We start from the raw sequence: 24,761 nt of genomic DNA on the forward strand, positions 1-24,761 counted from the left end.
AGGAGAACATATGAATAGAAAAATACCAGTCACCGTGTTGAGTGGGTACTTAGGTTCTGGAAAGACCACATTACTGAATCATCTTCTTCATAATAAAGAAGACCGCAGGATTGCGGTGATTGTGAATGATATGAGTGAAGTGAACATTGATGCATCGATGGTCAAACAAGGAGGATTCGCAAGGACGGAAGAAAAGCTTGTGGAGCTCCAAAACGGTTGCATCTGCTGTACATTGAGGGAAGACCTGATTAAAGAGGTTGAGAAGCTAGCTCGTATGGATATCGACCATATCGTCATCGAGTCGACGGGAATCTCTGAACCGATCCCTGTCGCCCAAAGCTTCACCTATATCGATGAGGAGCTCGGCATCAATCTCAGTGAAACGTGCCGCTTGGATACGATGGTGACCGTTGTGGATGCGAATCGCTTCTGGGACGATTACGCTTCAGGAGAATCGCTGCTGGACAGGGAGGAAGCAGCGGACGGCACCGACGAAAGGGAAGTCATTGACCTTTTGATCGATCAGATTGAGTTCGCCAACGTATTGGTATTGAATAAAACCGACCTCGTGGAGGAAATCGATCGAAAAGAACTGAAGGCTGTCCTTCAGCAACTCAATCCGGAAGCGAAGATCATTGAAACATCGTTCAGTCAGGTCCCCCTGCAAGAGGTGTTGGACACGTCGTTATTTGATTTTGAAAATGCGAGCCAGGGTGCAGGTTGGATTAAAGAATTGAACAATGAACACGTCCCGGAAACCGAGGAATATGGGATTGGGTCCTTCGTTTATCGTAGAAGAAGACCCTTCCATCCGGAGCGGTTCATGCACTGGTTGGAAAACTGGCCTCCAGGAATTATCCGGTCGAAAGGCTTTTTCTGGCTCGCCTCAAGGAACGAAGATGCCGGTCTCCTATCACAAGCTGGATCATCCCTGATGATTCAAGGAGCCGGAAATTGGATCGCCACTTTCCCTGAAAAAGAGAGGCAGGAGCTTTTTCAAGAAGATCCACAGCTGCAGGAAACATGGGATGCGCGCTACGGGGATCGTCAAACAGAGCTCGTATTCATTGGAATCGATATGGACCGTAAGGATATCATCCAAACGCTGGATCGCTGCTTGTTGACCGACGAAGAAATGGATAGGAGCTGGGAAGGATTGCATGATCCGTTGCCAGCGTTTATGGCACAAGAATAGGAACATCATAAAAAAAGTAGGGACGCTCAAAAGAGTCCCTACTTTTTACATACAGCGACACCCAAAGGATAATAGACGCCTTCTCTCGGTGGCTCAATCGTGACGCCGCGCTGATAAAAGATTTCTTTTTCAGAAAAGCCCTCGAACAGACCCTCAAATTCCTCAGGTGTCAATTGAAAATAATGGAAAGGCTGCCCGCATTCATAATCCCTTCCTTCACCAAAAGGAGTGGAGAGGACAAGGGTGCCGCCTGGATTCAATAGATCAAACATACGCTTCACGAATAATCGGTCATCTTTCACATGCTCGATCGTTTCAAAACTGAGGATCGTATCAAACGTTCCGATCTCCTGAGGCAGGGAAGCATCCATCGCATCTCCTTGTTTGAAAGTGAGCAAAGGATGATAGTAGTTGTGAACCGCGTACTGCAATGTTTCCTCACAAATATCCATGCCTATGATTTCATCAATCTTCTCTTTCGTGTCTTTCGCTATTTTAAGACTTCCATAACCGGTGCCACACGCGAGATCCAGTACCCGTCCGTTTACATAAGGGGTGGAAAACACATACCTTGCGATGTGCTCGAGGAGGCTGTTGTTCATCGGGTCCATTTGTTTCGGTATGACCCGTTCACCCGTATCTTCTAACATATCCAATTCACCGCTTTGTCTGATTTTTCTTACTTCAAACCAGTATAACATAAGTGGTATGTACCCTTTTTATTTCACGACCAGGACCGGTACTTGCACATACTTAACTATTTTATGGCTGACACTGCCTAAGATGAATTTTTGGAATGGATTGCGCCCACGGCTTCCCATGACGACACAGTCATAGTCGTTTTCATTGGCATACGCTGTAATTGCTTTTGCCGGTTCACCATGAAGGATGATGACATCGGTTTTTGCCCCTTTTTCTTCGATATAAGCAAGGGTATCAAAGAACTTTTCTTTTCTTTTCATTGTCGCTGTATGAGGATCTCCATAATTCAGTACGTCTTCTTTAGATGAACTGCCATCGACAACATAAATCAAGTCAAGAGTCAGTTGATCCTTATATGGGCCCGCCATTTTTAATGCTTGATCGATGGCGCGGGAAGAATGCTCGGAGCCATCGGTGGCTAATAGAACTTTTTTAAACATGACGTTCACTCACACTCCTTAGATCTTTAATGCCCAGATTCTTTCGTAATGCCGCCCAGTCTTTCCAAGAGGCGGCTGCTCTCGCCATTTAAACCGATAAATCTGACCTTTGTTCCTTTGGATTTGAATTTGGCTTCAATGTGATCGAGAGCTCCGATTGCTGAATCGTCCCATAAATGCGATTCTGTTAAGTCGATGATGACTTCCTCCAGGTCGTCTGAAAAATTGATCCCCTCCAAAAATTCAGTTACGGAGGCGAAGAAAAGCTGCCCCTGGATGAAATAGATCTTCCTTGTGCCTTCATCCATATACTGTCCGAGTACACGGACTCTCGATATTTTGACAGCAAAGACGATCATGCTTAAAAGAACACCGGTCAATACGCCGTACGCCAGGTTATGGCTGATGACGACGGTTAGTACAGTAACAATCATGATCGCTGCATCGGTGAATGGTACTTTGTGTATGTTCCATACGGAATGCCAGTTGAACGTGCCGATCGACACCATAATCATCACACCAGCTAAGGCGGCCATGGGAATTTGAACGACCACTCCACCTAGTACAATAATCAAAAACATGAGAACAACCCCTGCAACGAGGGAAGAGAGTCTCTTCGATCCACCTGATTTAACGTTAATTACGGATTGGCCGATCATCGCGCATCCTGCCATTCCACCAAAAAAGCCGGTTGCGATATTCGCAATCCCTTGCCCTCTGCTTTCTTTGTTTTTATCACTATCGGTATCTGTCATATCATCCACAATCGATGCCGTAAGGAGAGACTCTAATAGTCCGACAATCGTCAATGCCAGGGCATAGGGAAAGATAATCATAAGGGTTTCTATATTGAAAGGAAGATCAGGTATGGCGAACATAGGGAGGGTTCTTGTTAGTTCTCCCATATTGCCGACATTCCGTACATCAATATTCAGTGCAATGGCGATGACTGACACAACAACAATGGCCACCAATGTCGAAGGGACGACTTTTGTAAGTAAGGGGAAGATATAAATGATAGCTAGCGTCAGACCGACCAACACATAGATCATGGCCGACTCATTTTGAAAGTGTTCCAGTTGGGACATGAAGATAAGGATACCGAGAGCGTTTACGAATCCAATCATGACGGATCGTGGGATGAATTTCATAAATCGCGCCAGGCGAAAGGTCCCGAAGAGAATTTGCAGGACGCCTGTAAGCAGGGTGGTAGCCAATAAATACTGTAGGCCATGCTCAGCAACAAGCGTGGTCATAAGTAAAGCCATAGCTCCTGTAGCCCCAGAAATCATTCCTGGTCTGCCACCGACAAAAGCAATAACCACCGATATACAAAAAGACGCATAGAGGCCCACCATTGGGTCTACACCTGCGATGATGGAAAAGGCAATCGCTTCCGGGATGAGAGCCAAAGCGACAACCACTCCGGATAAAACATCTCCCTTAATATTTCCGAACCATTCATCTTTGACTAGAGCAGTAGACATGAGCGGGCTCCTTTCTTTGATATGCATTTTATTGTCTGCCTAACACCTAGAGAGCATACAAAAAACGTGCAGCTCTGAGAGCTGCACGTTGAAATGATTTATTTAACCACAATCACTGGTTTTTGTATATATTTTAAAAGTTTGTGACTCACACTACCAAGGATCAGCGTTTGTAATTTATTTCGCCCGCGACTGCCGATGACTACACAGTCGTAATCATGTTCGTTGGCATAATCTGTGAGCACCTCTTCCGGTTCTCCGTGCAAAATAATGATATCGGACGAGACGCCTTTCTCTTTCACTAGATCGACGGTTTCCAGTAATTTTTCCTTCCTTTTAGCCGTGGCGATGTGGGAATCTCCATATTTCAAGACGTCCTCTTTAGATGTTTCTCCGTCGACAGCATAGATTAAATCCATATGAACGTTGTCTTTATAAGGTTCAACCATTTTAACGGCCTGGTCAATAGCTCGATTAGAGTGATCGGATCCATCCGTTGCGAGTAAGATTCTGTTAAACATGACTATATAACTCCTTTATCCATCAAGTGTTTTGTGACCGAATGTTTGTAACCACCTCCGAGGCGGTTCGACAAACGGTGATTTTTGCTCTTTTTGACGATGGTTCTCCTTCAAATTCTGCTTCTACGTTATGAAGAGAACCGATCGCAGAGTCGTTCCCATAATTTTTGCGTCCATCATCAGCATATGGGCCAAATACCCGTACGTTAGAGGTTTTAATCTTAAAGAAAATCATGCTGAGGTCAAACGTCGGTACGTTTATTGTTTGTGCGCGAGGTTTGAATAAGGGCTGCCAAAAAGTTTTGAGGGGAAAGTTATAAGGGTGCAGATAAAGGGGGAGCGTCCAAATACTAAAATAATATTGGGATTACTAAATGTTAGATAATAAAAAAAGCATGCAGCCCTATCGCTGCATGCCCGAAATGAGGGTTACGCTAGGAAGCGCTGCCCTTTTTTTGCTGCTGATTTTTGAGATAACGGACCGTCTCCAACAAATCCCCCGCACAAGCTCTGCCGAAGGGACCGGTCTGTTTTTGTTGATAAAGCAATTCACCATCGTGATTGATTAGGAAGCAAGCAGGCTCTCCGTACGAACCAATCCCTTCTTGGGAAGCGGTAAACACGCCGAATACTTCATTTATGGAAAGAAATTCATCGGATAAGAGAGGGAATGTGAGGTTTTCTTTTTCCGACAACCGCTTCAACTCTGCATCATTTTCCGCCGCAATGGCCATGACCGTCACGTGCTCATTGGTTAATTGTTCAAGATGGTCCTCCATCTCTTTCAAGGCACGAACGCAAGCGGGTGACCATGACCCTCGGAAGAAAACGATCACGTGCCAGCAATCCCGGTGGCTTTCCTGATGCTCCTCTAATAAAAATTGTTCGCCGGTGACGGTAGGTAAAATAAAATTCGGAACCCGCTCCCCAAGCCTCAACTCAGACATGGCTGCTCCTCCTTTCCTGATGGTACTTCTTCAAGATAATCTCTGAGCTCGTTAGATGTGACTGGACATTTTATGGAACGCTTTTATTATACGGCTCAGGCAGATAGTAAAACGGCCTTTTACTATAGATTAACCAAATTTTAAGATAATTATAATTATTGACTGGATGCTTATGAAACTTTTACTTGTTCCAGTCGTATAGACAAAGAGAACGAAATAGGAAAGAGGGATACGAGATGAATACAGAAAGAGATTTGTATGAGGAAGCAAAAGCGCTGATCCAACATAGATATCCAAGCGGATGGGGAGGAGCAGCTGCCCTAAGGTTGGAAGATGGAACGATTCTAACCAGTGTCGCCCCAGACGTGATCAATGATGCTGTGAATCTCTGCATGGAAACAGGAGCGATCCTTGAAGCGCACAAACGAAACTTGAAGGTCACTCATTCCCTGTGCATCGCCCGTGACGATGAAAATTCTCCACTTGTAGTGCTATCACCGTGCGGGGTCTGTCAGGAACGGTTGTTTTACTGGGGGGATGAGGTGAAGGTCGCCGTGACTCATCCTGGAGATGAGCTGATCTTCAAGACACTTGCGGAAGTTCAGCCCTTTCATTGGTCACGGGCTTATGAGGAAGAACTTGAAACATCAAATGAGTAAGGGTCACGCGCTGGTCGTTTCCTTTTAATGAGCAGAATTTTTCAGGGTGGGGGAGGTAGACGCTTTGGGGATGTTGATCACTTTAACCGTCATCGGAATTCTCATAGGATTGAGTTTCAATTTCGGTATTTTGTCAGTGAATAGAATCAAAGGCGGCTTCAAAGGGTTGATCGCACCCGACTCCTCTACCATCACCTGCCACCATTGCGGGAAAAGCGTGAAAAGGGGGCGGACTCAGACGGTCTGCCCGAATTGTTATCAGCCCTTATAATTTGTCTGTGTTTATCGGATGAGAGGGGTATTTATTAGCAGGTTTCCCACTTTTATTAGTAGCTTCTGTGCTTTTATTAGCAGGTTTTGTACTTTTATTAGCAACTTCCACTTTATAAGCCTGGAACTAAATATCACGCACTCGAAAGGAGTGTGTATATCTTAAAGAGCCCTGCTGAACTCCTAACAAACTGAATCTTAAATCCTACCATTCTTTAACAAAATATGACTATAAACCCATGTCAGTATTTTCAATTTATTCCATACATGGTACGCTTTTAGTAAGAATACAACGGAGAGCGCTGTCATCGCGTGCTCGAATTTGCAGAAAGGTGAGACATCGTGAAGAAATTACTTGTCGTTCTTTTACTCTTAGTCGTGGGTTGCAGTGTAGCAGGGAAAGGCGTCAATGCATTTGAAGGTCATGTGACAGCAGTCAAAGTCGGCGGTTTGGAAGTCGAGTGCTCAGCGGCAGTTAAGGATGGAGAGATGACGGACACGGAAGAGGGATGGCCTTGTCTCGTACTCGTTCCTCATGATATCCCGGTCCATACAAATGATGGCGAGAACTTAAAAATGGACACGTTCAGAGAGCAAGCGAGAGAGGAAGAACTCCTCAAAATCCGCGTGAAGCTCAGTGAAAGTACAGAAATCACGGAAGATCCAGAAAGCAGGAAAGTGACAGCAGAGGAAATCACAGTCCTCGAGTAGTGGTCATACATATAGGTTTGAGGTGTTTTTATGAAAAGACTTTTGTTTCATCTGGGGTTTGCTGTCTTTCTCATAGCAACGATGATGGGGCTGTTGAGCATTCGCCGAGGACTTGTAGATCAAGCGGAGATGGAATTCGACGTGCTGCCTCTGATGATTTTTGATTTTACCTTCCCGGTCGTTTTCGGGATGTTATTTGCTCTTCCTTTTTTATGGCGCAGATATAAAGAAGGCAGGCTGAAAGGTATCCAATGGGCAGAGTTTGTCGGCATCGGTGTACCGAGCCTTTTCGTAACCTTATCGCACTGGTTGTTTTACACGAACTTCCCGATGAACCCGGTGACGAAATTTTTTGCGACACATTCGTTCAACGGATCCATTCTTTTCGCCTTCATTTTCGGCTTTACCTTGATTCATAGCATTAGAAAAAGGGAAGACGGAGAATGAAAGGTATCATAACTGGGATGCTTGTGGCTATATTCCTCCTCTCAGCCTGCACTCCCGGAGCAGGCGAGGGAGGACTTTTGAGCCTGAGGCAGGTGCTCAGCATGAATCCTGATGCGGACTATGTAGAATTGAAGAACGGAGAAGTCTACACGCACGGAACAGAGTGGATCGAAGAGAAGAGCCTGACCAAAGCCAAGAAGATCACAACCGTTGAAAAAGGAATGGCGAGCGATCTTCCCGCAGGTACCATCCTATATGAATCAGAAGAAATCCCGGCCATATTGATTGCAGAATATGAAGAGATAGAGAAACGTTATCACCTGGCCATGGGAGAATAAAAAGGGGGAGAAATCATGTCCACAAAGGAGAAAGTGGCTTTAGTGACAGGAGGCTCGAAAGGACTGGGGAAAAGCATTGCCCAAAATCTGGCAGCGTCTGGTGTGACGGTCATCATCAATTATTATCGAGATCAGGAGGCGGCCGACGCGGTTGTTCAAACCATCCGTCAAAATGGTGGACAAGCTTTCGCGATCCAGGCCGATGTGACGAACGAGGAAGAAGTGGACCGGCTGGTGGGAGAAGCGGAACAACAAGCGGGCCGTCCCGTCAATATCGTCGTCAATAACGCGACAGGTCCACAGCCGGAATATTCCCTGGAAGAAGTGACATGGGAGGATTATCTCGATCAATTGCTGTTTACGACGAAGGCTCCGCTATTGCTGACAAAAGCCGTTATTCCTTCGATGAAGGTGGAAAAGTGGGGACGGATCATCAACATCGGAAGTGAAGTCGTCGAACTCGGCAATGCGCATTTTTCCAATTATGTAACGGCAAAATCAGCGGTCGTCGGCATGACACGTTCTTGGGCCAGTGAACTCGGGGAACATGGCATTACGGTCAACGCGGTCCATCCTGGTTTTACACCGGTGGAACGTCATGGAGAAGTATCAGATGAGACAAAAGCTTCTTACCTGAGTGATGTTCCTTTGAAAAGAATGGGAGAACCGCACGACATCGCGAATGCTGTCCGGTTCTTAAGCAGCGAGGATGCGTCATTCATTACAGGTCAGAACATCAGCGTCAATGGAGGGAAAACATTTTAGAGGGGTGTGTGATTGGGATGAACAAAGAGACGATGACACGCACGAGCAAATGGATCAAAAGGAACGCACGACCACTGGAAGCAGCCCGTTGGCATGCGTTGATGGAGGGCGGTTTGAAGAGTGAAGTGATCCATTACATACGCGCCTTCCAAAACGAGGATGGAGGTTTCGGTCACGGCATCGAACCGGACTTTTGGCTGCCGAAATCTTCTCCGATGGCGACATGGGCCGCCGGACAGTACTTGTTTGAGTTGGATGTCGCTTCTAAAGAACGGGTCGTCCTTGATATGCTCTCGTACCTGCTTGAAACGTACGATGAAGAGACAGGGATGTGGCCATCGGTGCTTCCTGAACACAATGATCATCCTCACGCTCCCTGGTGGCACTGGAAAGAAGACGCCCAGCAAAATTGGATGTTCAATCCTGGTGCGGAACTCGCCGGTTTTCTCATCCACTGGTCGTATGAAGATAGTGAAGGTGCGAAAACAGGTTGGAGTAGTGTGGAAAAAGCTGTCGCCCACCTGATGGCCATCGATTTGATGGACTTTCATGAAGTCAACTGTTTTCAACGGTTGATGAATGTCTTGTTCCGTCATAAGGATAAAGTCGCTGACTATACCCCTTTTACATTCGAAGAAGTGAATGCCAAAACGGTCCTTCTTGCGGAGCGGTGCATAGATAAAGACCCGCAGAGTTGGGGCAACAGCTACAAACCGCTTCCGCTCGACCTCATCCATTCACCGAAACATATCCTTGCTGAAAAGCACCCGAGGCTGCTGAAGGAAAACCTGGACTTTTACTTGGAAACGATGAACGAGGAAGGTGTCTGGGATCTCACATGGGATTGGGGAGATGATTCCGAGGCTTTCGCCGTCAGCAAAAGGCAGTGGCAGGGGATCTTAGCCGTGGATCGCTATCAGAAATTGAAAGCGTTCGGCCGTTTGCCGGTGTAATGAGCGCGAGGGAAAGAAGGAGAAAAGAAATGAGAATCTTAAATTTGGAGCACCTATCCACCGCAGACAAGGTGGATTTTTTTCATACCCATTGGGGTGGAACGAAGATGGTCATCTCAAGCGGTGTTTATGAATGCACAAATTTAGATGGCTTTGCAGCATTGGAAAATGAAAGAATCCTAGGGTTAATCACCTATATCAAGAAGGAGAGGGAGTGTGAAATCATCTCCCTCGACAGTCTGGTAGAAAACAAAGGCATCGGAACATTGCTCATCCAGGCGGTAGAAGCTGAAGCAAAGCGGCTGGGCTGTTCTGTCCTTCGAGTCATTACGACGAACGACAATATAAGAGCTCTCGCTTTCTTTCAAAAACGCGGATTCCGTATGACTGAAATCTTACACGATGCCGTTCAGCGCGCACGGAAAATCAAACCGGAAATCCCGGCCATCGGTAATCATGGCATCCCGATCGTGGATGAACTTTTATTGAAAAAGGAGATTTGATGGTATGCGGAAGTGGCAGATCCTAGGTTCGCTTCTCGTTCTAACCGGGCCTTTGCTCCTCCTCTCTGGCATGCAGGATACCTCTCTCGTCCTTTCCCTGATGGTGTTGGGGGTTCTGATTCTCATCATCCATGCTCTCATAGATAAGGACGAAAGTAGCAAAAGGTGCAGGCTGGGCCTCCATACATATCAACGCGTGAGTTGGAAAGAAGATGGCCCCGGGGAAATCATAGAATGCCAGCGCTGCAAAAGAAGAAAAGAAGTGATGAGAGGCTTTTAATCTTATAGTCTGGCGAAATCCATAACATTTGAAATAGGGAGGCTTAAAAATGAGTCCATTGAAGCTGATTGAACCTACCATAGAACTTGAAGAATCCTACCTTTGTTTTTATAAAGAATGGAAAGACAGTGGAGAAGCGATGATTCCATGGGTGATTGAAAAAGATCCTACAAACTTTCAAGCCATGGTCCAGGGCTTACATAATGATGCCAAGGGGATCGATCTTCCTGTAGGATTCGTACCCGGTTCGACCTACTGGCTCGTCAGTCAAGAAAACAAAGTCATCGGTGCCGTGAATATCCGTCACGCCCTGACTGAACCACTAAGAAATGCCGGCGGCCACATCGGCTACGGCATCCGTCCGTCTGAACGCAGGAAAGGCTATGCGACGGAACTGTTGCGTTTGTCCTTGGAAAAATCCAAGGAACTCGGCATTTCGAGTGCGCTCGTTGTCTGTGATGAAGTCAACATCGGATCGATGAAGACGATCCTGAACAATGGTGGGGTAGAGGACCATGATTTCATCGAGGACGATGGGAATGTTGTGAAAAGGTACTGGATCGAAACGTGAAAGCCGGTGAATTCAGTCCGTTACTCTACAGAAAATTTTCTTGATTTCCCGAGTTTAAAAGGATCTAACTAAAAAGAAACTTCCATGCTGTGTGGAAGTTTCTTTTGTCACTGTATGAAAGTGGATTTTCTAAAGTAAGGAATGTTAACGGATGTATTCGACGGATTTTGATGGCAGGTCCTCGAGATCTTCTTCAGAAACCTCGCTCATTTCAGAGAAGTGAATCCAGTACTTCACTTCCACGGAATAATCATCCGTCAATTCCTGGGTCAATTGAATCCGCTTGGCATACTCACCTTCAATCTTTACATCTTTGATTGCCGGGTCTTCTGCGAATGCAATCGTAACAATTGGGGAGGCCTCGTCCTCTCCACGATAACCGAAAGAAGCCGTGTCCCCGATGTCTTTTTCCCCCATGAGCCATTCCAGAGACTCAGAGTTGTGCTTAAGGAGAGCTAAACTTAATCCATTCAGTTGAGAATGCATGAAGACGTAAATATAATCATCTTTGATTTCGTAATCTACGATATCTTCGGGCGGGAAGAAGTCATTCTCTTCCAACACTTCAATGATTTGTTCTTCCAGTGGTTTTTCGTCTTCTTGTTCAGGAGTGGCATCGATATTTTCGTCATTGGAACACCCAATTATAAAAAGGAAAACAGCAACAGTCATGAAGATTTTCTTCAACGGACTTCCTCCCTTTGCGAACGACGCTTTAAAAGATTTCAAAAATGGAATTTACATCCATTTATAGTTCTTTTTCCCTAAAACATTTATGGCAAACCTTCCACTTGTTCTACTCATGTATGATCTGTATTTATTAGTGCTGGGAAAGAGGATAGAGGGTCCCTACGATGACTTGAAAAGAATGATCACATCCTTTGGGAAACACATATGAAAAAGGAGGCAGAAGATGAAAGGTTTGTTAATCAAAGAACCATGGATCGACATGATCTTGAATGGAGAAAAGACATGGGAAATTCGTGGCACGAATACCAAGCAGCGAGGGACGATCGGATTAATCAAAAGTGGCACCAGTCAAGTTTTCGGAACGGTGGAGATCGCGGACAGCCTGCCATTGACAACACCAGTGTATGAGAAAAGCACGGGCCTGCACGGCATCCCAGAAGAGGATTGTCAGCAGATGCCGTATAAACGGACCTATGCCTGGGTGCTTCAGAACCCGGTCCTTTATGAAGAACCGATTCCTTATACTCATCCGCTTGGAGCCGTCATCTGGGTCGACTTGGACAAAGCGATGAAAGAAGAAATTTGAATACCTACATAACCCAAAAGCCCATCCCTCGCAACGAGAGATGGGCTTTCGCTTATCGCGGAATCCATATTTTTGAAAAGTCAAAGTGACCGAACGACTGAAACCGGACGTCCTGGATCATCGGGTGGAACGTGCGGACTTTCACGGGATGGTATTGGAAAATCAACAGGTGCTGTTCTCGTATGTACGTTTCAATCTCATCCATGACGCGCTCTCGTCCTTCATACGATTCCTGTCTTTTGAAATCCTCGAGTTTGTCATGGATCCACTGCAATCCCCATTCCGGGAAAAAGCGCCGGAAGAAGAGGTTCTTATTGTAAAAAGCGCCTAAAAAGGAGAGGTGCGGGTCGAGCGATGACACTTCTCCCATGAAAATCAGATCCACGTCTTTGCCCATATCTTCGGCATAGAAATTGGAAAAGTTGAAAGGGTGACGATCGAAATGGATGCCATATTCCGCTCCTCTTTCCTCGAGCCACTCCGCCTCTTTCACTGCACTCGGAAATTCAAGGTGAAACAGCTTCAACGGTTCTCCCGAATAGCCGGATTTTTTCAACAGCTCTGGAATCCATGCGCTCTTTTTCTCCAAGTGGGTGGATCGTTTCGGCACGAAGCTGCTGGCTTCCACGTACTGATGATCACCAGGCGATTCAGGCGCATCGCCAAAGGCGCGCCAACCGAAAGCGTCCGCCATCCTTTCGATATCCAGAAGGTGATAGACGGCTTCCCGGAAGTAAGGATCCTGCACGATGTTCTTTTTATGAAAATTGAACGTCAGGAAGCGAAATCCGGTTTCGATTTCGTGCTTCTGAGCCGGGTTCATGTCTTCTCCGTCTGCCACCGTGAAATTGATGATACTCGCAGCTTCCTGGGAAACTTTGAAAAATTGGACCTCGTCAAGCAATGGCCGCTCTTTAAAATATCCATCAAAGGCGGCGAGGACGAGCTTGTTCTCTGTACGTTCCTTCAAATAAAAAGGTCCGGTTCCGATCCACTCCTGTTCATCGAACGGTGTACCGGAAGGGAGGATACACAGGTTCGATGCCGCCATGTATCTTGGGAAAAATGGATTGGGTTTGTCTAAATGAATGATGACTTTATAACGGCTCGGACAATCGATGCTCCGGATCCCTTCCGTCAGCCAGGATGTGGAGGCTTCCGTGTTCATCGCTCTCCATAACGTGGATTGGACATCCTCGCTCGTCAGCTCTTCATCAGTATGGAAGCGCACCCCTTTTCGTAAATGGAACGTCCACGTCCGGGACGAGTCGTCAACTTCTACATGATGGGCAATGTGGGGGCGGACTTCATCTTTTTCCGCATCATATTTCAGCAGCGGATCCCCGAGCTGTTCAATCATATGGGCTTCGAATGTGATCGAAACTTCCAGCGGGTCGAGGGTCGTCAGCGATCGTGCAATGAAAGCATGGAGCACGTCTTTCGGACTGCTCTGCTCCCTGTAGCTGAACATTTTGCGGATATCATAGGATGCTTTGGCAATCCATGACTTCGGGATCGGCAGTCGCAGCAGGTGGGCCGCTTCATCCAGTTCGTCCCGATCGACACACGCGGTGACGAAGTCCTCCACTTCCTTTTGGAACGGTTTCGGAAAAAGGAGGGTCGACCGTTTCCCGCGTCCTTTTCCGGGAATGTACGTCAGCTTTCCATTCGCTTCCAGTTCTTTCAAAATTCTCTTCGCATTTTTTTGAGAGCAGTACCAAATAGCTTCAAGCTCCTGCAGCTTGAACGCGATCGTTTGGGCTTCTTCCCGTTCATACAGATGAGCCCTCAATGAAAAATACCGTTCATCAAGCATCGATACACCTCCTAAAAGGGGACAGATTTTTCTAAATTGTACCCTTTTTACCCCTTTTTGGAAAGTTCATAATAGAGGGAGCAAAGGGGGAGGTCACATGTTCAAAGAATTGCATCCAAACATCCGGATCCGCATTTATACATCCTTTCTAAGCCGGGTCGTAGGGGCAGCTGTGTTTCCATTCATGGCGATTTATTTTACAAAAGAAATCAATGCGACGGTGGCGGGCGTTCTGCTGCTGATTCAAGTCGCTGCCCAGTTCCTGACGGGTCTTTATGGTGGGTACTTGGCGGATATCATTGGCCGGAAACGCTTGATGGTGACAGGGGAGATCTTGAAGCTTGTCGCTTTCATCGGCATGTTCCTCGCAAACTCTCCGTGGTTCCAATCCGCCTGGGTGACGTTTTTCATGCTGCTGCTCATCGGTATAGCCGGAGGACTCGTGAACCCAGCGGCCGAGGCGATGCTCATCGATGTAAGTACGAAAGATTCACGGGCGTTCATGTATGCGATCAACTACTGGGCAATCAACATGTCGATGATGATCGGACTCATGATCGGCGGCTGGTTTTTCGAGAGGAACCTGTTCGAATTGATCGCCGTCCTGTTAGCCATCAGCTTGTTGACGCTCTGGATGACAAATACGAAGATCACCGACACATACGTCGTGAGCGAAGAGAAAGTGAGGGAAGGGTACGGACTGAAGCCGGTGTTGAAAAATTACAGCCTCGTCGTGAAAGATGTCCCGTTCCTCGCGTTCACGATCGGCGGGATCGCGATCTTAGGGATCGAATTCCAGCGCAACAATTTCATTTCCGTCCGTTTAGAGCAGGACATCGCATCAAGCATGATGGATCTTTTCGTTCTATTTTCATTTGAACTGGACGGCATCCGGCTGCTCAGCCTGTTGACGGTGGCGAACACTTTATTTATCGTCCTGTTTACATCCCTATTCTCAAAATGGATCAAAGGGAAGAAAGAAGAACCGATCATGTATGCCGGTTTCGCCTTGTTCGGGCTGGGCTATGCGTTCCTCGCGTTCAGCAATCATATCCCAGGACTTTTCATTGCTGTCATTGTCCTTTCGGTTGGGGAATTGTTGTATGTTCCGACAAGGCAGTCCATCCTGGCTGATATCGTCGATGACACGCGGCGGGGAGCCTATATGGCTTTCAACGGACTCGTCTTTCAGTTCGGAAAAGTCCTCGGTGCTCTAGGGATCATCATCGGAAATGTCATCGGAGGGTACGGCATGGCTATGCTTTATGTCGGGCTCGTGTTCGCAGGTATTCATTTTTCCAGAATGGCGATCCGGCGCAGGAAGTCGACGGAAGAAATCGTTCTTGAGGCGAGTGGGTCCTAAAGGGTACACGCAATAGTATTCCACTTACGAACCTCGAAGGTCTATAAGGAAAAGAGAGCAATAGCAACCAGCCCCCGGTGATAAGCCGGGGGCTGGTTTATGTTAAAGTTGTCCATCATACCAGGAGAAGTAACCGAAATAGAGTGAGACCGCGATCGTCACCCCGAGCATTCCGAACATCATCACCGGAAAAAGCCAGTCTTTCCGCCGTACTCTCATCGGACGGTAAAACGTGCGTGCCTTCGCACCGGTGAACCCTTTCGATTCCATCGCGATCGCCGTCCGCTCCGCTTTCCGTATCGCACCGGCCAGGAGGGGAATCGCGAACCTTTGGTACTGAAACAGTTTTTCCTTCCACGAATCCGGTCGGTTGACGCCGCGGATGCGGTGCGCCGCACGAATCTGTTGGAATTCCGTCTTCAACATCGGCAAAAAACGATACCCGGCAAGCACCCCGTAAGCGATTTTCGGTGGCAGCTTCAACTGTTGGATCAGGCTCAATATGAAATGGACCATGTTCGTCGTGAACAAAAACAGCAGCGACAAACTGGCAAACGCAAGGACCCTCAGACCGAGAGCCGCCGCCGTCCAGATGTCTTCCGTTGGAAACTCCATCCCGAGGAATGAAACGGTTTCGGAAGTGGCGGTAGCGGTGTCCGAAAAGACGATTGTCGTCCAAAACATCCCGAAGGCGAACAGGGTGAACGGAATGAAATAATACAGGTAGTATCTTTTTTTGAACGTCCCGAACAGGAAGGTGACAAGAACGGTCCACCCGATGTAGAGCAAAGGCGTGACCGGATCGAATACGAAAGCGAGAAGGAAGACGGCCCCGATGATCGTCAGCGCTTTGACCGTCGGATTCAGGTCATGAAGAAACATACGCAGGCTCCTCTCGCTTCAAAACGGCACGCTTCCATTGTTCTCTTGGAGGCAGCTCCAGATGATGGTCGACCAAATCAGGACGGGCCCAAAGTTCCTTCGGCTGATCATCAAAGCGGAGTTCGCCTTCGTTCATGACAAGCACTCTTGTCGCGTATTTGTCCACGAGCTCCATGTCATGCGTGATCATCACGATCGTCGTCCCGTTTTCATGTTTTTCTTTTAAGAGGGACATCAAATCTGAGGTCGACATTTCATCCTGCCCGAACGTCGGTTCATCAAGGAAAAGCATCTGCTGATCCTCGACGATCATCGTCGCGACACTCAAGCGCCGCTTCTGTCCCTGACTGAGAAGGAAGGGATGCTGATTCTCCAGTCCGTCCAACCGGCAGAACTTCAATGTTTCTTCGACGATCCCGGTCCATTCCGCTTCTTTCATGCCGGCATGCCGGAGACTGAAGGCGACTTCCTCATACACCGTATCTGTAATGAACTGGTGTTCCGGATTTTGAAAGACATACCCGACCTCTTTGCGCATCTCATTCTCTTTCCATTTCTTCAGGGAGCGTCCGTGCAGGGTAACTGTCCCCTTGGTCGGTGACTGGATGCCCGCAAGGATTCTCGATAAGGAAGATTTCCCGCTCCCGTTCTCCCCGACGATCGCCACCCATTCCCCTTCATGAAAAGTGACATGGATGTTTTGCAAAATAGACTTCCAGTGCACATCCTCTGCTTTCAACAATACCTTCCCAGCAGATTCCGCAGGAGGATTCTCTGGGAAAGCAACAGCCGGCATTTCTCCTATGTGCAGCGGGTAGGGAGGCGTCCATTCCTGTTCCAGAGCTGTCCTTGTGGCATAAGGGAGCTGGATCCCCATTTCATGAATGTCCCGGGCGTAGGTTTTCAAATGATCGTGGAGTGGACCATCGTAGGCAAGCCCCCCATCTTCATGAATGATGAGGACTCGTTCCAACAAGTCCAGCCAGCCTTCCAACTTATGCTCAATGACAATCAGGGTGAAAGACAGATCTTTTTTCAATCTCACTAAAAGCTGGATGAATTCTTTCCGCGCCACTGGATCCAAATTCGCTGTCGGTTCATCGAGGATCAGCACCTCAGGCTCCATCGCGAGGATGCAGGCGAGCGCGACTTTCTGCTTCTGTCCGCCGGAAAGCTCGGAGATGTTCGCCGTTTTGTATGCTTCCATCCCGACGGAGCGTAAAGCCGTATCCACTTTTTCTACCATCGACGCGTAAGGGGTATTCAAGTTCTCAAGCCCGAAGGCCACTTCATCTTCAACCGTGATCATGCAAAACTGCGTCTCTGGATCTTGGAAAACGACGCCCGCGTTCTGTGCCATTTCACCGGCGGGATAGGAGTCGGTGTTCCGTCCTTTCACATAGACTTCTCCCTGCATGGAACCGTCCAGTTCCCTCGGGTAGAGGCCATTCAGGCAGTGGGTGAGGGAGCTTTTCCCCGACCCGCTCGGACCGAGGATCAGCACGTTTTCTCCTTCATCGATGGAAAAATCAAGACGGGACAGCACAGGCTTCTGTCTTTCCTCATAATGGAGGGTGAGGTCCTCGACACGTATCACTTCCTGACTCATGCTGCATGCTTCCTTCGGTGTTCTTTTCCGAGAGCGAAGCTTGAAAGGACACCCGTCTTCGCCAAGGCATCACTGAGCGCTTTGCCTGCGACACCAGAGATGATGGCGCCGCTGATCATGCGGGCGATGAACATGGCTGCGACGTACCCTGTGCTGAGGGCTGCATAACCGGATAGGAAGTAGCCCCACACGAAGCTGAACACAGCGGCCATCACGCCGGCAAGCATGAGGGTGAACAGGTCATAACGCTTATACCTCGTCATCGCGAAGGCGGACTCTGCCCCGAGCCCTTGGATCATCCCTGAAACGAGGAGCATGGGACCGACGGCGTTGCCGAGCAGCACTTCGACCGCGGCCGCAATTGTTTCGGATAAAAACGCGGCGCCGGGTTTGCGGATGATGTAAGCTGCGATGATCGATACGATGCACCAGATGCCGAAGATGAGGTCATAGCCGATCGGTCCGAAAAAGCCGACGAGGATCTTCCCGACCGGAAGGAACGCCAGATAGACGACTGCAAAAACGACAGAAAGGACGGACATGACGACGATTTCTTTCAGTTTCCAGCTGTTCATGAGCGATCATCCTTATGGGAAGGGCTGTTGGCGGAGACCGTCACGGTCATCACGGTGTGAGAAGATCCGCTCGCTTCTGTTTCTCTGAAGACATCCTCAAGTCCAGTGAAAATGTCGCTTGTGTCTCCATCGAGACGGGTGGAGTAGTGGGCGGGTGTGACTTCGACGCCTTTTTCTTTCATCGCTTGTATTTGACGGTAGATCGTGTCCATATAATCGCCGCCACCCATCGGATACAGGGAGAACTTCGCTGCGACCCGCTGTTCGATGTTCTTGGATTGAGGCTTGTTCAATCGTTCCTCGGATTCATCCATATGGACATCCCCGGACGAATCTCCCGGGCAGCCGATGGAAAACGTTCCTTGAAAAGCGACATGGACGCCCGTTTTCGCGATATGTAATAGAATCGCTTCCGTGACATCGAAGACGTGCTCCATCCGGCCACGCACAGTTGTCGTAACGTCATCCGTCTTCATCCATACTTTCGAGCTGTCCACCTCACGTAAGCTCGCCTTGATATAATCCACGAAGTCGTCGGCCATCGGGTGTACGGAAAAAGAGCAACCCGCGATTCTTGAATTTCCACAGTTGTTTTCCATTTCTCATTCCTCCTTTTTTTTGAGCACAAAAAAACTGCATCCCACGGGAATGCAGTCTACCAATCATAAAGGAAGAACCAGTCAGGTCCTTGTGAATGACGACTGCACTTCCCCACGCTAGTATTATCTAGTTCGGGTTCCAAGGGTCGGAATAGCTCCTCTCAGCCGCTTCAAGCAGCTCCCCCAGTGCAAAACGCGTATGCAGTTCTTGTACGTTGCTCTTATCGTAGCGAAGAGTCATAGATTTGTAAACCATCTTTTTCTAGAAAATAAAAAGACCAGATTGCCCTGGGGCGAATCCGGTCCATGCTTAGGCTTTCGACAAGCGCAGCTTCATCACATTCTGATCTATGACACAATCGATATACGGTACGCGTTCATAAGGATAATAAGTGACAGAGGTCGGCGTCACATCCATGAGTCGATACAGGTCCTCGGTTGAAGCTACATCATTCAACACCAATTGGACATCTTCACCAGTCAAAGAGGAGAACTTGGCCGAAGTGTAACCTTCATTTTTCATAAATTGGAGTAAATCCATAATAGTCTCCTTATAATATGACCTTGAACAGTAAATTTTCCCTGAATAACAAAATTTGAAACATCAATCGTTGAAATAACTTGGCGACTTTCTTCTAACTGTTATTCTACTATAATAAGAGTCAGAAAGGAAACAAAGATTTTCGAAAAAAAACAGGCGCATCGCCGCGCCTGATCTTTTATCAATAATAAGGGGAGATCATCAAGTAGACGATGACTCCAGTGAGACTGACATACAGCCATAAAGGCATCGTCCACCGCGCAATTTTCCGGTGCTTATCCACTTTCATCGCAAGCCCGCGGAACAAAGTAAGCAGCGCGAGAGGCACAATCAGTGCAGCCAGTACGATATGGGTGATCAAAATGAAATAATAGATGCCGGCAACGATCCCTTCACCACCGAAAGACGTCGACTCCGCCATCGAATGGTACGTCAGGTACGAAACAAGGAAAAGCGCCGTCGACGTGAAAGCAGTGAAGATGAAGCGCTTGTGCCACTTGACGTTTTTCCTGATGATCATGAACAGCGCAGCCAACAGGAAAACGAACGTAAAGGAATTCAAGACGGCATTCAGGAGGGGAAGGAGTTTGATGTTGAATCCGAGATCCCCGTCAACTTTCGGTAAAAACAATAAGGCCACAACGATGAGGTTGATGGCGATGGAAAGTCCCACGACCCATGGGACGTAATTGAATTTTTTCATGGTATCGATCCTTTCTCAAAGCTCTTTATATAGAATCCTAGTTAAGTATAAAGAATGTGAGGGAAGAATGCTATGACAGAAAACGCACAATTTGTCGAACGAGCATATTGGAATTTAAATCTAAGGGTAAACCCACATATAACCAAGACAATTATGAAAGGCATGGAAAAAGAGATGGGGCAAAAGCTCCATCTCTTTTTCGTCGTCCTGGGTGAATAGGCAAACCGATGACGACGAAAACCCATAGGATATTACACAGAAAGGAGGGATTTCGATGTCTGAAAGAAACTTGTTCCTCAGATTCATAGGCACAGGACTTGAACTCATCCTATCCGGATTCCTCGCCATCCTCTATACAGAAACGCAGAACACAGGGCGCGGCTTCGATCCGAACCCCATCTTTTGGAAAGCGTTCATCATCATCCATGTCTCGCTGCTCATTCTCATCCCGCTGTTTGCGAAAGGGAGGACGATCGGCATGCTGTTGACGCATCTGACCATCGAAACGAATGCAGGGAAGCCGCCGACCATCATGCAGATTCTCATCCGTGTCATCCTGGGGTTCGGCCCGGTCATCCTTACACAGGGAATGTGGTATTGGATTTCCTTCGTCACCGGTTTGATGGATTCGAAAGGGAGAGGGTGGAGTGAGATCGTCTCCTTTACGACGATTAAATGGAAAGAGCCTCCGTTGGAATAAGAGGCTCACGCTACCACTGCTTTCCGGTATCGGAACAGGCTTGCCCCTATAGCAATGAATGTGATCAACACAAGGATCCAAATCGCATCACGGTAAGCAGAAAAGGATAGGGACTGGATCCAGTCATGATAAAGTTCAATGGCGAGCCAGCCGATCGGGAAGATTGGTGCCGCTTTTGCATAGGAAGCGTTCAGCACGGCCTTTCCTTCCTCCGTTTTTCCCTTCTTCCCCCAGGTAAAGCGTAATAGATAAACGAGCGCTACTAAAAAGATCGGGGTCAAAAAAAGCCCTACAAACATCATTTTTCTTCCCCCTTTTTTGTATGTTCGCTAATGGTTTGATCCAAGTACTCATCCATGGGATTTCTTTGTCCAATATTCTTCAGTCCGTTTCCGATGAAGTAGCCGGCTAAGGCGATTCCTGCAGCCAGGATGACGGCGTCCAGTGAAAAATCCATTTTTAACATCCTCCGATTCGTTTATTTTCTCTACTCTATACGTTTGAAAATGAGCAAGGTTTCAGCGTTAAGATCTCTTTTTCAGAATAAGACAGAAAATTCACTCACTTTATTTACGAAGCAACCTTGGAATGGTAAAATTTATCATTGTAATGGATTAAAGAATACAAAGGAGAGAGGACAATGGGAAACGATCTACTCTATGCAAAATCATATTTTGAGAGACTGCCGGAACTTGGGGATCTAGCACCTGAAGCTTTCAAAGCTTTTGTAGCGTTCGATAAAAAAGCACTTGAACCAGGAAAACTGGATGGTAAATTAAAAGAATTAATCGCTGTAGCGGTTGCTCATGTGACGGGATGCCCATATTGTATCGATGTGCATGTGAAAAATGTGAAAAAACAGGAAGCGACAAAAGAGGAAGTTTCAGAAGCAATCCTTGTAGCGACAGCACTTAAAGCGGGTTCATCCATCGCACACAGTGTGAATGCATTGAATACATACGATGAAAAAGGCGACGATGCTTTATACAAAGCCTCTTACTTCAGCCGGCTTAAAGAACTTTCCAATCTTAGTGAAGGTGCGTTCCATGCCTTTGTCGATTTTGATCAACAATCGATGAAAGAGGGAGCGATTTCCGCTAAAGATAAAGAGCTCATTGCCGTAGCGGTCGCCCATACCACAGGCTGTCCGTACTGCATCGATGTTCATACGAAAGGTGCGAAGAAGCAGGGAGCTTCGAAAGAGGAGGTAGCTGAAGCCATTTTTGTTGCCACGGCATTAAAAGCAGGTTCGGCTATTGCTCACAGTGTGAATGCTTTAAATGCATATGATGATGAATAAAGAGATTGTAAAAGTGTATAACCCCAACGACGCTTAAGTGTTAAGTAGATGTGTGCAGGCACTATAACTCCATTAACGTATAGAATGTTGGGTTCTTTTTTTAGTCAAACTTAGTAAGGCTAAATAGAGAAAGACGAAAAGGTTTAACCCACTCTGGTCCATTTAAAATTTATTAAATTATGAATGCCTTAAAATAACTGCTAAATATGTAACCGTTCTGTCAATATAATTGAAACTAATTCACTAATGAGTGTTCATAAAGAGCAATCCCCGCCTTACTTAAGGGTGGGGATTTTTTTATTCCATAAATCTTAGTGAATATTTTCCTCTTAAGCCATATTCATTTGAAGTGGATTTAATAAAAGAGTCCACGATTATTTTCCCTTTAGAAAAGCAATTTATCATGGTTTATTTTATGGATTTTAGTAAATATTAGGGGGTGAAACAGGAGGTGAATGCATGAAAATCAAAGGACCGATTTTATTAGGCATATTAATTGCAGCTGTTTTAAATGGTTGCGTAGGCAACGAACCAAATGAACCGGAAGATGTGAATTACCAACCCACCCGCTATGACCAGGACGATCAAAGAAACCGCTTGGACAGAGATAACGGAGAGGATACGAGGCCTGACGTAGATTATCCAATCATCGATCATGAGGAACAGGAAATCGATTTTGGTAACCGGGAAATTGATCTTGAACGACCTTTTGAAAAAAGGGGCAGTAATGACGATAACGGAGAAATGGATGAATAACTGATAAAAAGCACAGATCTGAAAAAGACCCTGGCTTTGCCAGGGCGTATATATCAAAGTATTAGCCCTCTTCACAGAACTCCACAGGTCATCACCTCAAATTTTGCGAATTCAGTTTAGGACCTGTTCACATTATCTGTCCCCGAAAATCTTATTTACAGCAGGAATACTCTAAAAGATGGCGATTTCTAACCCTTGGATGTTCTCACTTATAAGACCTTCATTTACCAGTTTACTTCTAAAACAGTTGTGGTAACATATACATAATTAGAACAAGTGTTCGTATTTATGTTTAGGGAGTGATCATCAATGAATGGAGTATTGAGAAGGGCTTTAGAGGAGAAGCAGCAACTGGAACTCATCTACATGGCTGATCAAGGGAAGATCTCACAAAGGGTCATCCGCGTTGTGTCCATCAAAGAGGAGACAATCTTGGCTTATTGTTATACCCGTAAGACGGTCCGGTCATTTAAGCTTGCCAATATTTTGTCTGTCACCCCTTATAAAAAGAGGGGGCAGTATAAAAAGACGCTTTGAGATCAAGTCAACGAAATATGGTAAATGTCCTTGGGCTCTAATGAAAGGGTGAGAGGGATCTTTATAGAAAAAGAACCCCAAAAATAGTGGTTCTTTAGTCTTTCATGGATCCCGCCTCACGGGATGTCATTGCGCCTATGCCTTCGTTTACATCCTTTTGAATTTCCTGCTTTACTTTTTGGGGATCTGTTCCGGACTGACGTGGATCAACCATTGAATTCGGATTCTGCTCCATTCTTCCTTGTCCAGCCCCAGTCCCTGCCTCTTTATGGTTCTTTGCCATTGTAAATCACCTCCATACCTGTAGGTTTAGCCATAACTCAATTATTAATCGGTTATATGGCCCTAATAAAAGTGAGTCTTTTTTAGGGTCTATTAGCCAGATAGAGGACATAAATCGAACGTTTCAACGTTTGGTGTGTGTCCTTATTTCTACTTTAGGAAGGAATTGGTTTTTTTTTATAGAATCGAACTAAAGAAAAAAATTAAACCCTTTTAAAGGAAGTTAAAATCCAAGAAAAATAGAAGGAAATACAACATTATTAAAGAATTTGATGTAAAACCGGAAGTGATTTTTGAGGTAGAGGAGGTGAATGTTATGGAGAGGAACCAGGGTGAAAACCACAATCTCAAAGAACACATTAAAAACAAATATAGCCACCCCAAGAAAAAAGGATTCCCACAGATCGGACCTCCACCCAAATTGCGAAGGAGGGTTATTGATGAATTCAAGACAAGAACCCGAAGAGAAAGTTATTGAATGCCAGAAAGAAATGATAAAACAGCAGGAAAAAATTATTGAAGAACTAAAAAACAAGAAACACGTCGTTACCGATGAAAACAGATATGTATTTGAAAAATATAATCTTGTAAAATCTAATAGACCGAAAAAAGAATATATCTCACCTTCAGAACGAATAAGACGAATGAAGAATCTTTAACTCTTTCATAAATAAATCTAGCATTTGCGTAATAAAGCAGCTCAAAGAAGAAGGAATAATTGAGGTTGAGACAACCAAAGGACATTATGGAGCAAGTACATTTGAGTTAGTATCAGCCGATTCTAACTCAAATGACAACACATCTGTATTACACCCACTTCAACTAACTCTAAATTGGGCTCGAAAAATTTAAATTCAATTCCTTTTTAAATGAAAAAATCCTTTCCAGATCAACAACAAACCCTTGAAGAGACAAATCGTTCCAAAGAAATAAAAAAACTTTCAAATTCATAGACACCAAACACACACTTCCTTCGATTATAGAATTGAGGAAGTGTTTTTTTATGCACAAATCCTCCATCTTTCCATAAGAA

At 46.3% G+C, this 24,761-nt stretch carries 34 protein-coding genes and 1 riboswitch; of the genes, 18 read left to right on the forward strand and 16 right to left on the reverse strand.

Annotated elements, in window-relative coordinates:
* Nucleotides 1–10 precede the first annotated feature (10 nt).
* Nucleotides 11–1,195 carry a GTP-binding protein gene (locus HFA01_RS03080; protein WP_146813103.1) on the forward strand — a complete coding sequence of 395 codons (1,185 nt, stop codon included), beginning with the start codon at nt 11–13 and terminating at the stop codon, nt 1,193–1,195.
* A 38-nt stretch (nt 1,196–1,233) separates the two neighbouring features.
* Here the strand turns inward: HFA01_RS03080 and HFA01_RS03085 are convergent, their stop codons facing one another.
* The 5 genes from HFA01_RS03085 to HFA01_RS03105 all read right to left on the reverse strand — a co-directional run bounded on the left by HFA01_RS03085 (nt 1,234) and on the right by HFA01_RS03105 (nt 5,292).
* Nucleotides 1,234–1,845, reverse strand: coding sequence for a class I SAM-dependent methyltransferase (locus tag HFA01_RS03085; RefSeq protein WP_146813209.1), 612 nt, complete (start codon nt 1,843–1,845; stop codon nt 1,234–1,236).
* A gap of 69 nt (nt 1,846–1,914) precedes the next feature.
* Complete coding sequence (locus tag HFA01_RS03090) at nt 1,915–2,337, reverse strand: universal stress protein (RefSeq protein WP_146813104.1); 423 nt, start codon at nt 2,335–2,337, stop codon at nt 1,915–1,917.
* A 26-nt stretch (nt 2,338–2,363) separates the two neighbouring features.
* Nucleotides 2,364–3,824, reverse strand: coding sequence for a SulP family inorganic anion transporter (locus HFA01_RS03095; RefSeq protein ID WP_146813105.1), 1,461 nt, complete (start codon nt 3,822–3,824; stop codon nt 2,364–2,366).
* A gap of 98 nt (nt 3,825–3,922) precedes the next feature.
* The gene (locus HFA01_RS03100; RefSeq protein WP_146813106.1) at nt 3,923–4,345 is read right to left on the reverse strand and encodes a universal stress protein; all 423 of its coding nucleotides are present in this window, start codon (nt 4,343–4,345) and stop codon (nt 3,923–3,925) included.
* Nucleotides 4,346–4,779: 434 nt separating this feature from the next.
* On the reverse strand, nt 4,780–5,292 hold the full coding sequence (locus tag HFA01_RS03105; RefSeq protein ID WP_146813107.1) for a peroxiredoxin family protein: 513 nt from the start codon (nt 5,290–5,292) through the stop codon (nt 4,780–4,782).
* A gap of 236 nt (nt 5,293–5,528) precedes the next feature.
* Between HFA01_RS03105 and HFA01_RS03110 the strand changes: the two genes are divergently transcribed.
* The 10 genes from HFA01_RS03110 to HFA01_RS03155 all read left to right on the forward strand — a co-directional run bounded on the left by HFA01_RS03110 (nt 5,529) and on the right by HFA01_RS03155 (nt 10,789).
* Entirely contained in the window at nt 5,529–5,951 is a 423-nt protein-coding gene (locus HFA01_RS03110) for a cytidine deaminase (protein WP_146813108.1), read from the forward strand.
* Nucleotides 5,952–6,015: 64 nt separating this feature from the next.
* Complete coding sequence (locus HFA01_RS03115; RefSeq protein WP_146813109.1) at nt 6,016–6,222, forward strand: hypothetical protein; 207 nt, start codon at nt 6,016–6,018, stop codon at nt 6,220–6,222.
* A 341-nt stretch (nt 6,223–6,563) separates the two neighbouring features.
* A complete protein-coding gene (locus tag HFA01_RS03120; protein WP_146813110.1) occupies nt 6,564–6,932 on the forward strand; it encodes a hypothetical protein in 369 nt (122 codons plus the stop codon).
* Nucleotides 6,933–6,962: 30 nt separating this feature from the next.
* Complete coding sequence (locus HFA01_RS03125; RefSeq protein ID WP_146813111.1) at nt 6,963–7,379, forward strand: hypothetical protein; 417 nt, start codon at nt 6,963–6,965, stop codon at nt 7,377–7,379.
* On the forward strand, nt 7,376–7,717 hold the full coding sequence (locus tag HFA01_RS03130; protein ID WP_246139261.1) for a hypothetical protein: 342 nt from the start codon (nt 7,376–7,378) through the stop codon (nt 7,715–7,717). Before HFA01_RS03125 ends, HFA01_RS03130 begins: the two co-directional genes overlap by 4 nt.
* A 15-nt stretch (nt 7,718–7,732) precedes the next feature.
* Nucleotides 7,733–8,482, forward strand: coding sequence for an SDR family NAD(P)-dependent oxidoreductase (locus HFA01_RS03135; RefSeq protein WP_146813112.1), 750 nt, complete (start codon nt 7,733–7,735; stop codon nt 8,480–8,482).
* A gap of 17 nt (nt 8,483–8,499) precedes the next feature.
* Nucleotides 8,500–9,435 (forward strand): hypothetical protein, encoded by a 936-nt coding sequence (locus HFA01_RS03140; protein ID WP_246139262.1) that lies wholly within the window; start codon nt 8,500–8,502, stop codon nt 9,433–9,435.
* A gap of 29 nt (nt 9,436–9,464) precedes the next feature.
* Entirely contained in the window at nt 9,465–9,938 is a 474-nt protein-coding gene (locus HFA01_RS03145; RefSeq protein WP_146813113.1) for a GNAT family N-acetyltransferase, read from the forward strand.
* Between the two features lie 4 nt (nt 9,939–9,942).
* On the forward strand, nt 9,943–10,218 hold the full coding sequence (locus HFA01_RS03150) for a hypothetical protein (protein WP_146813114.1): 276 nt from the start codon (nt 9,943–9,945) through the stop codon (nt 10,216–10,218).
* A gap of 49 nt (nt 10,219–10,267) precedes the next feature.
* Nucleotides 10,268–10,789, forward strand: coding sequence for a GNAT family N-acetyltransferase (locus HFA01_RS03155; protein ID WP_146813115.1), 522 nt, complete (start codon nt 10,268–10,270; stop codon nt 10,787–10,789).
* 144 nt (nt 10,790–10,933) lie between these two features.
* Here the strand turns inward: HFA01_RS03155 and HFA01_RS03160 are convergent, their stop codons facing one another.
* Nucleotides 10,934–11,476 (reverse strand): hypothetical protein, encoded by a 543-nt coding sequence (locus HFA01_RS03160; RefSeq protein WP_146813116.1) that lies wholly within the window; start codon nt 11,474–11,476, stop codon nt 10,934–10,936.
* Nucleotides 11,477–11,702: 226 nt separating this feature from the next.
* Between HFA01_RS03160 and HFA01_RS03165 the strand changes: the two genes are divergently transcribed.
* On the forward strand, nt 11,703–12,065 hold the full coding sequence (locus HFA01_RS03165; RefSeq protein ID WP_146813117.1) for an ASCH domain-containing protein: 363 nt from the start codon (nt 11,703–11,705) through the stop codon (nt 12,063–12,065).
* 52 nt (nt 12,066–12,117) lie between these two features.
* Here HFA01_RS03165 and HFA01_RS03170 read toward each other — a convergent pair whose 3' ends face one another.
* Nucleotides 12,118–13,881, reverse strand: coding sequence for an ABC transporter substrate-binding protein (locus tag HFA01_RS03170; protein WP_146813118.1), 1,764 nt, complete (start codon nt 13,879–13,881; stop codon nt 12,118–12,120).
* 97 nt (nt 13,882–13,978) lie between these two features.
* On the opposite strand from HFA01_RS03170, the gene HFA01_RS03175 reads away from it, so the two are divergent.
* Entirely contained in the window at nt 13,979–15,244 is a 1,266-nt protein-coding gene (locus HFA01_RS03175) for an MDR family MFS transporter (RefSeq protein WP_146813119.1), read from the forward strand.
* A gap of 102 nt (nt 15,245–15,346) precedes the next feature.
* On the opposite strand, the gene HFA01_RS03180 is transcribed toward HFA01_RS03175, so the two are convergent.
* From HFA01_RS03180 to HFA01_RS03205, 6 genes are all read right to left on the reverse strand, one after another.
* A complete protein-coding gene (locus tag HFA01_RS03180) occupies nt 15,347–16,126 on the reverse strand; it encodes an energy-coupling factor transporter transmembrane component T family protein (protein ID WP_146813120.1) in 780 nt (259 codons plus the stop codon).
* Nucleotides 16,113–17,735: an ABC transporter ATP-binding protein gene (locus HFA01_RS03185; protein ID WP_146813121.1), complete on the reverse strand. Its 1,623-nt coding sequence runs from the start codon at nt 17,733–17,735 to the stop codon at nt 16,113–16,115. The genes HFA01_RS03180 and HFA01_RS03185 overlap by 14 nt, the downstream gene beginning before the upstream one ends.
* Nucleotides 17,732–18,310, reverse strand: a complete 579-nt coding sequence (locus HFA01_RS03190; RefSeq protein ID WP_146813122.1) for an ECF transporter S component — start codon at nt 18,308–18,310, stop codon at nt 17,732–17,734. Before HFA01_RS03190 ends, HFA01_RS03185 begins: the two co-directional genes overlap by 4 nt.
* Complete coding sequence (locus HFA01_RS03195; protein ID WP_146813123.1) at nt 18,307–18,909, reverse strand: YkoF family thiamine/hydroxymethylpyrimidine-binding protein; 603 nt, start codon at nt 18,907–18,909, stop codon at nt 18,307–18,309. The genes HFA01_RS03190 and HFA01_RS03195 overlap by 4 nt, the downstream gene beginning before the upstream one ends.
* Nucleotides 18,910–19,001: 92 nt before the next feature.
* Nucleotides 19,002–19,104: riboswitch (TPP riboswitch) on the reverse strand.
* Nucleotides 19,105–19,219: 115 nt separating this feature from the next.
* Entirely contained in the window at nt 19,220–19,450 is a 231-nt protein-coding gene (locus tag HFA01_RS03200) for a hypothetical protein (protein ID WP_146813124.1), read from the reverse strand.
* Between the two features lie 181 nt (nt 19,451–19,631).
* Nucleotides 19,632–20,153 carry a DUF420 domain-containing protein gene (locus HFA01_RS03205; RefSeq protein WP_146813125.1) on the reverse strand — a complete coding sequence of 174 codons (522 nt, stop codon included), beginning with the start codon at nt 20,151–20,153 and terminating at the stop codon, nt 19,632–19,634.
* A 274-nt stretch (nt 20,154–20,427) separates the two neighbouring features.
* Between HFA01_RS03205 and HFA01_RS03210 the strand changes: the two genes are divergently transcribed.
* Nucleotides 20,428–20,853 carry an RDD family protein gene (locus HFA01_RS03210; protein WP_146813126.1) on the forward strand — a complete coding sequence of 142 codons (426 nt, stop codon included), beginning with the start codon at nt 20,428–20,430 and terminating at the stop codon, nt 20,851–20,853.
* Between the two features lie 5 nt (nt 20,854–20,858).
* Here HFA01_RS03210 and HFA01_RS03215 read toward each other — a convergent pair whose 3' ends face one another.
* Complete coding sequence (locus HFA01_RS03215; protein ID WP_146813127.1) at nt 20,859–21,155, reverse strand: hypothetical protein; 297 nt, start codon at nt 21,153–21,155, stop codon at nt 20,859–20,861.
* On the reverse strand, nt 21,152–21,310 hold the full coding sequence (locus HFA01_RS19000) for a hypothetical protein (RefSeq protein WP_174787800.1): 159 nt from the start codon (nt 21,308–21,310) through the stop codon (nt 21,152–21,154). The genes HFA01_RS03215 and HFA01_RS19000 overlap by 4 nt, the downstream gene beginning before the upstream one ends.
* A 183-nt stretch (nt 21,311–21,493) precedes the next feature.
* Here HFA01_RS19000 and HFA01_RS03225 point away from each other — a divergent pair, with 183 nt between their 5' ends.
* From HFA01_RS03225 to HFA01_RS03235, 3 genes are all read left to right on the forward strand, one after another.
* Nucleotides 21,494–22,153, forward strand: coding sequence for a carboxymuconolactone decarboxylase family protein (locus tag HFA01_RS03225; RefSeq protein WP_146813128.1), 660 nt, complete (start codon nt 21,494–21,496; stop codon nt 22,151–22,153).
* Nucleotides 22,154–22,612: 459 nt separating this feature from the next.
* Nucleotides 22,613–22,909, forward strand: coding sequence for a hypothetical protein (locus HFA01_RS03230; RefSeq protein WP_146813129.1), 297 nt, complete (start codon nt 22,613–22,615; stop codon nt 22,907–22,909).
* Between the two features lie 309 nt (nt 22,910–23,218).
* Nucleotides 23,219–23,446, forward strand: a complete 228-nt coding sequence (locus HFA01_RS03235; protein WP_146813130.1) for a WYL domain-containing protein — start codon at nt 23,219–23,221, stop codon at nt 23,444–23,446.
* Nucleotides 23,447–23,540: 94 nt separating this feature from the next.
* Here HFA01_RS03235 and HFA01_RS03240 read toward each other — a convergent pair whose 3' ends face one another.
* A complete protein-coding gene (locus HFA01_RS03240; RefSeq protein WP_146813131.1) occupies nt 23,541–23,729 on the reverse strand; it encodes a hypothetical protein in 189 nt (62 codons plus the stop codon).
* A gap of 439 nt (nt 23,730–24,168) precedes the next feature.
* Between HFA01_RS03240 and HFA01_RS03245 the strand changes: the two genes are divergently transcribed.
* Nucleotides 24,169–24,387 (forward strand): hypothetical protein, encoded by a 219-nt coding sequence (locus tag HFA01_RS03245; protein WP_146813132.1) that lies wholly within the window; start codon nt 24,169–24,171, stop codon nt 24,385–24,387.
* Nucleotides 24,388–24,761 lie beyond the last annotated feature (374 nt).

This window comes from Halobacillus faecis (genome assembly GCF_007991335.1).
GTDB lineage: Bacteria > Bacillota > Bacilli > Bacillales > Halobacillaceae > Halobacillus > Halobacillus faecis.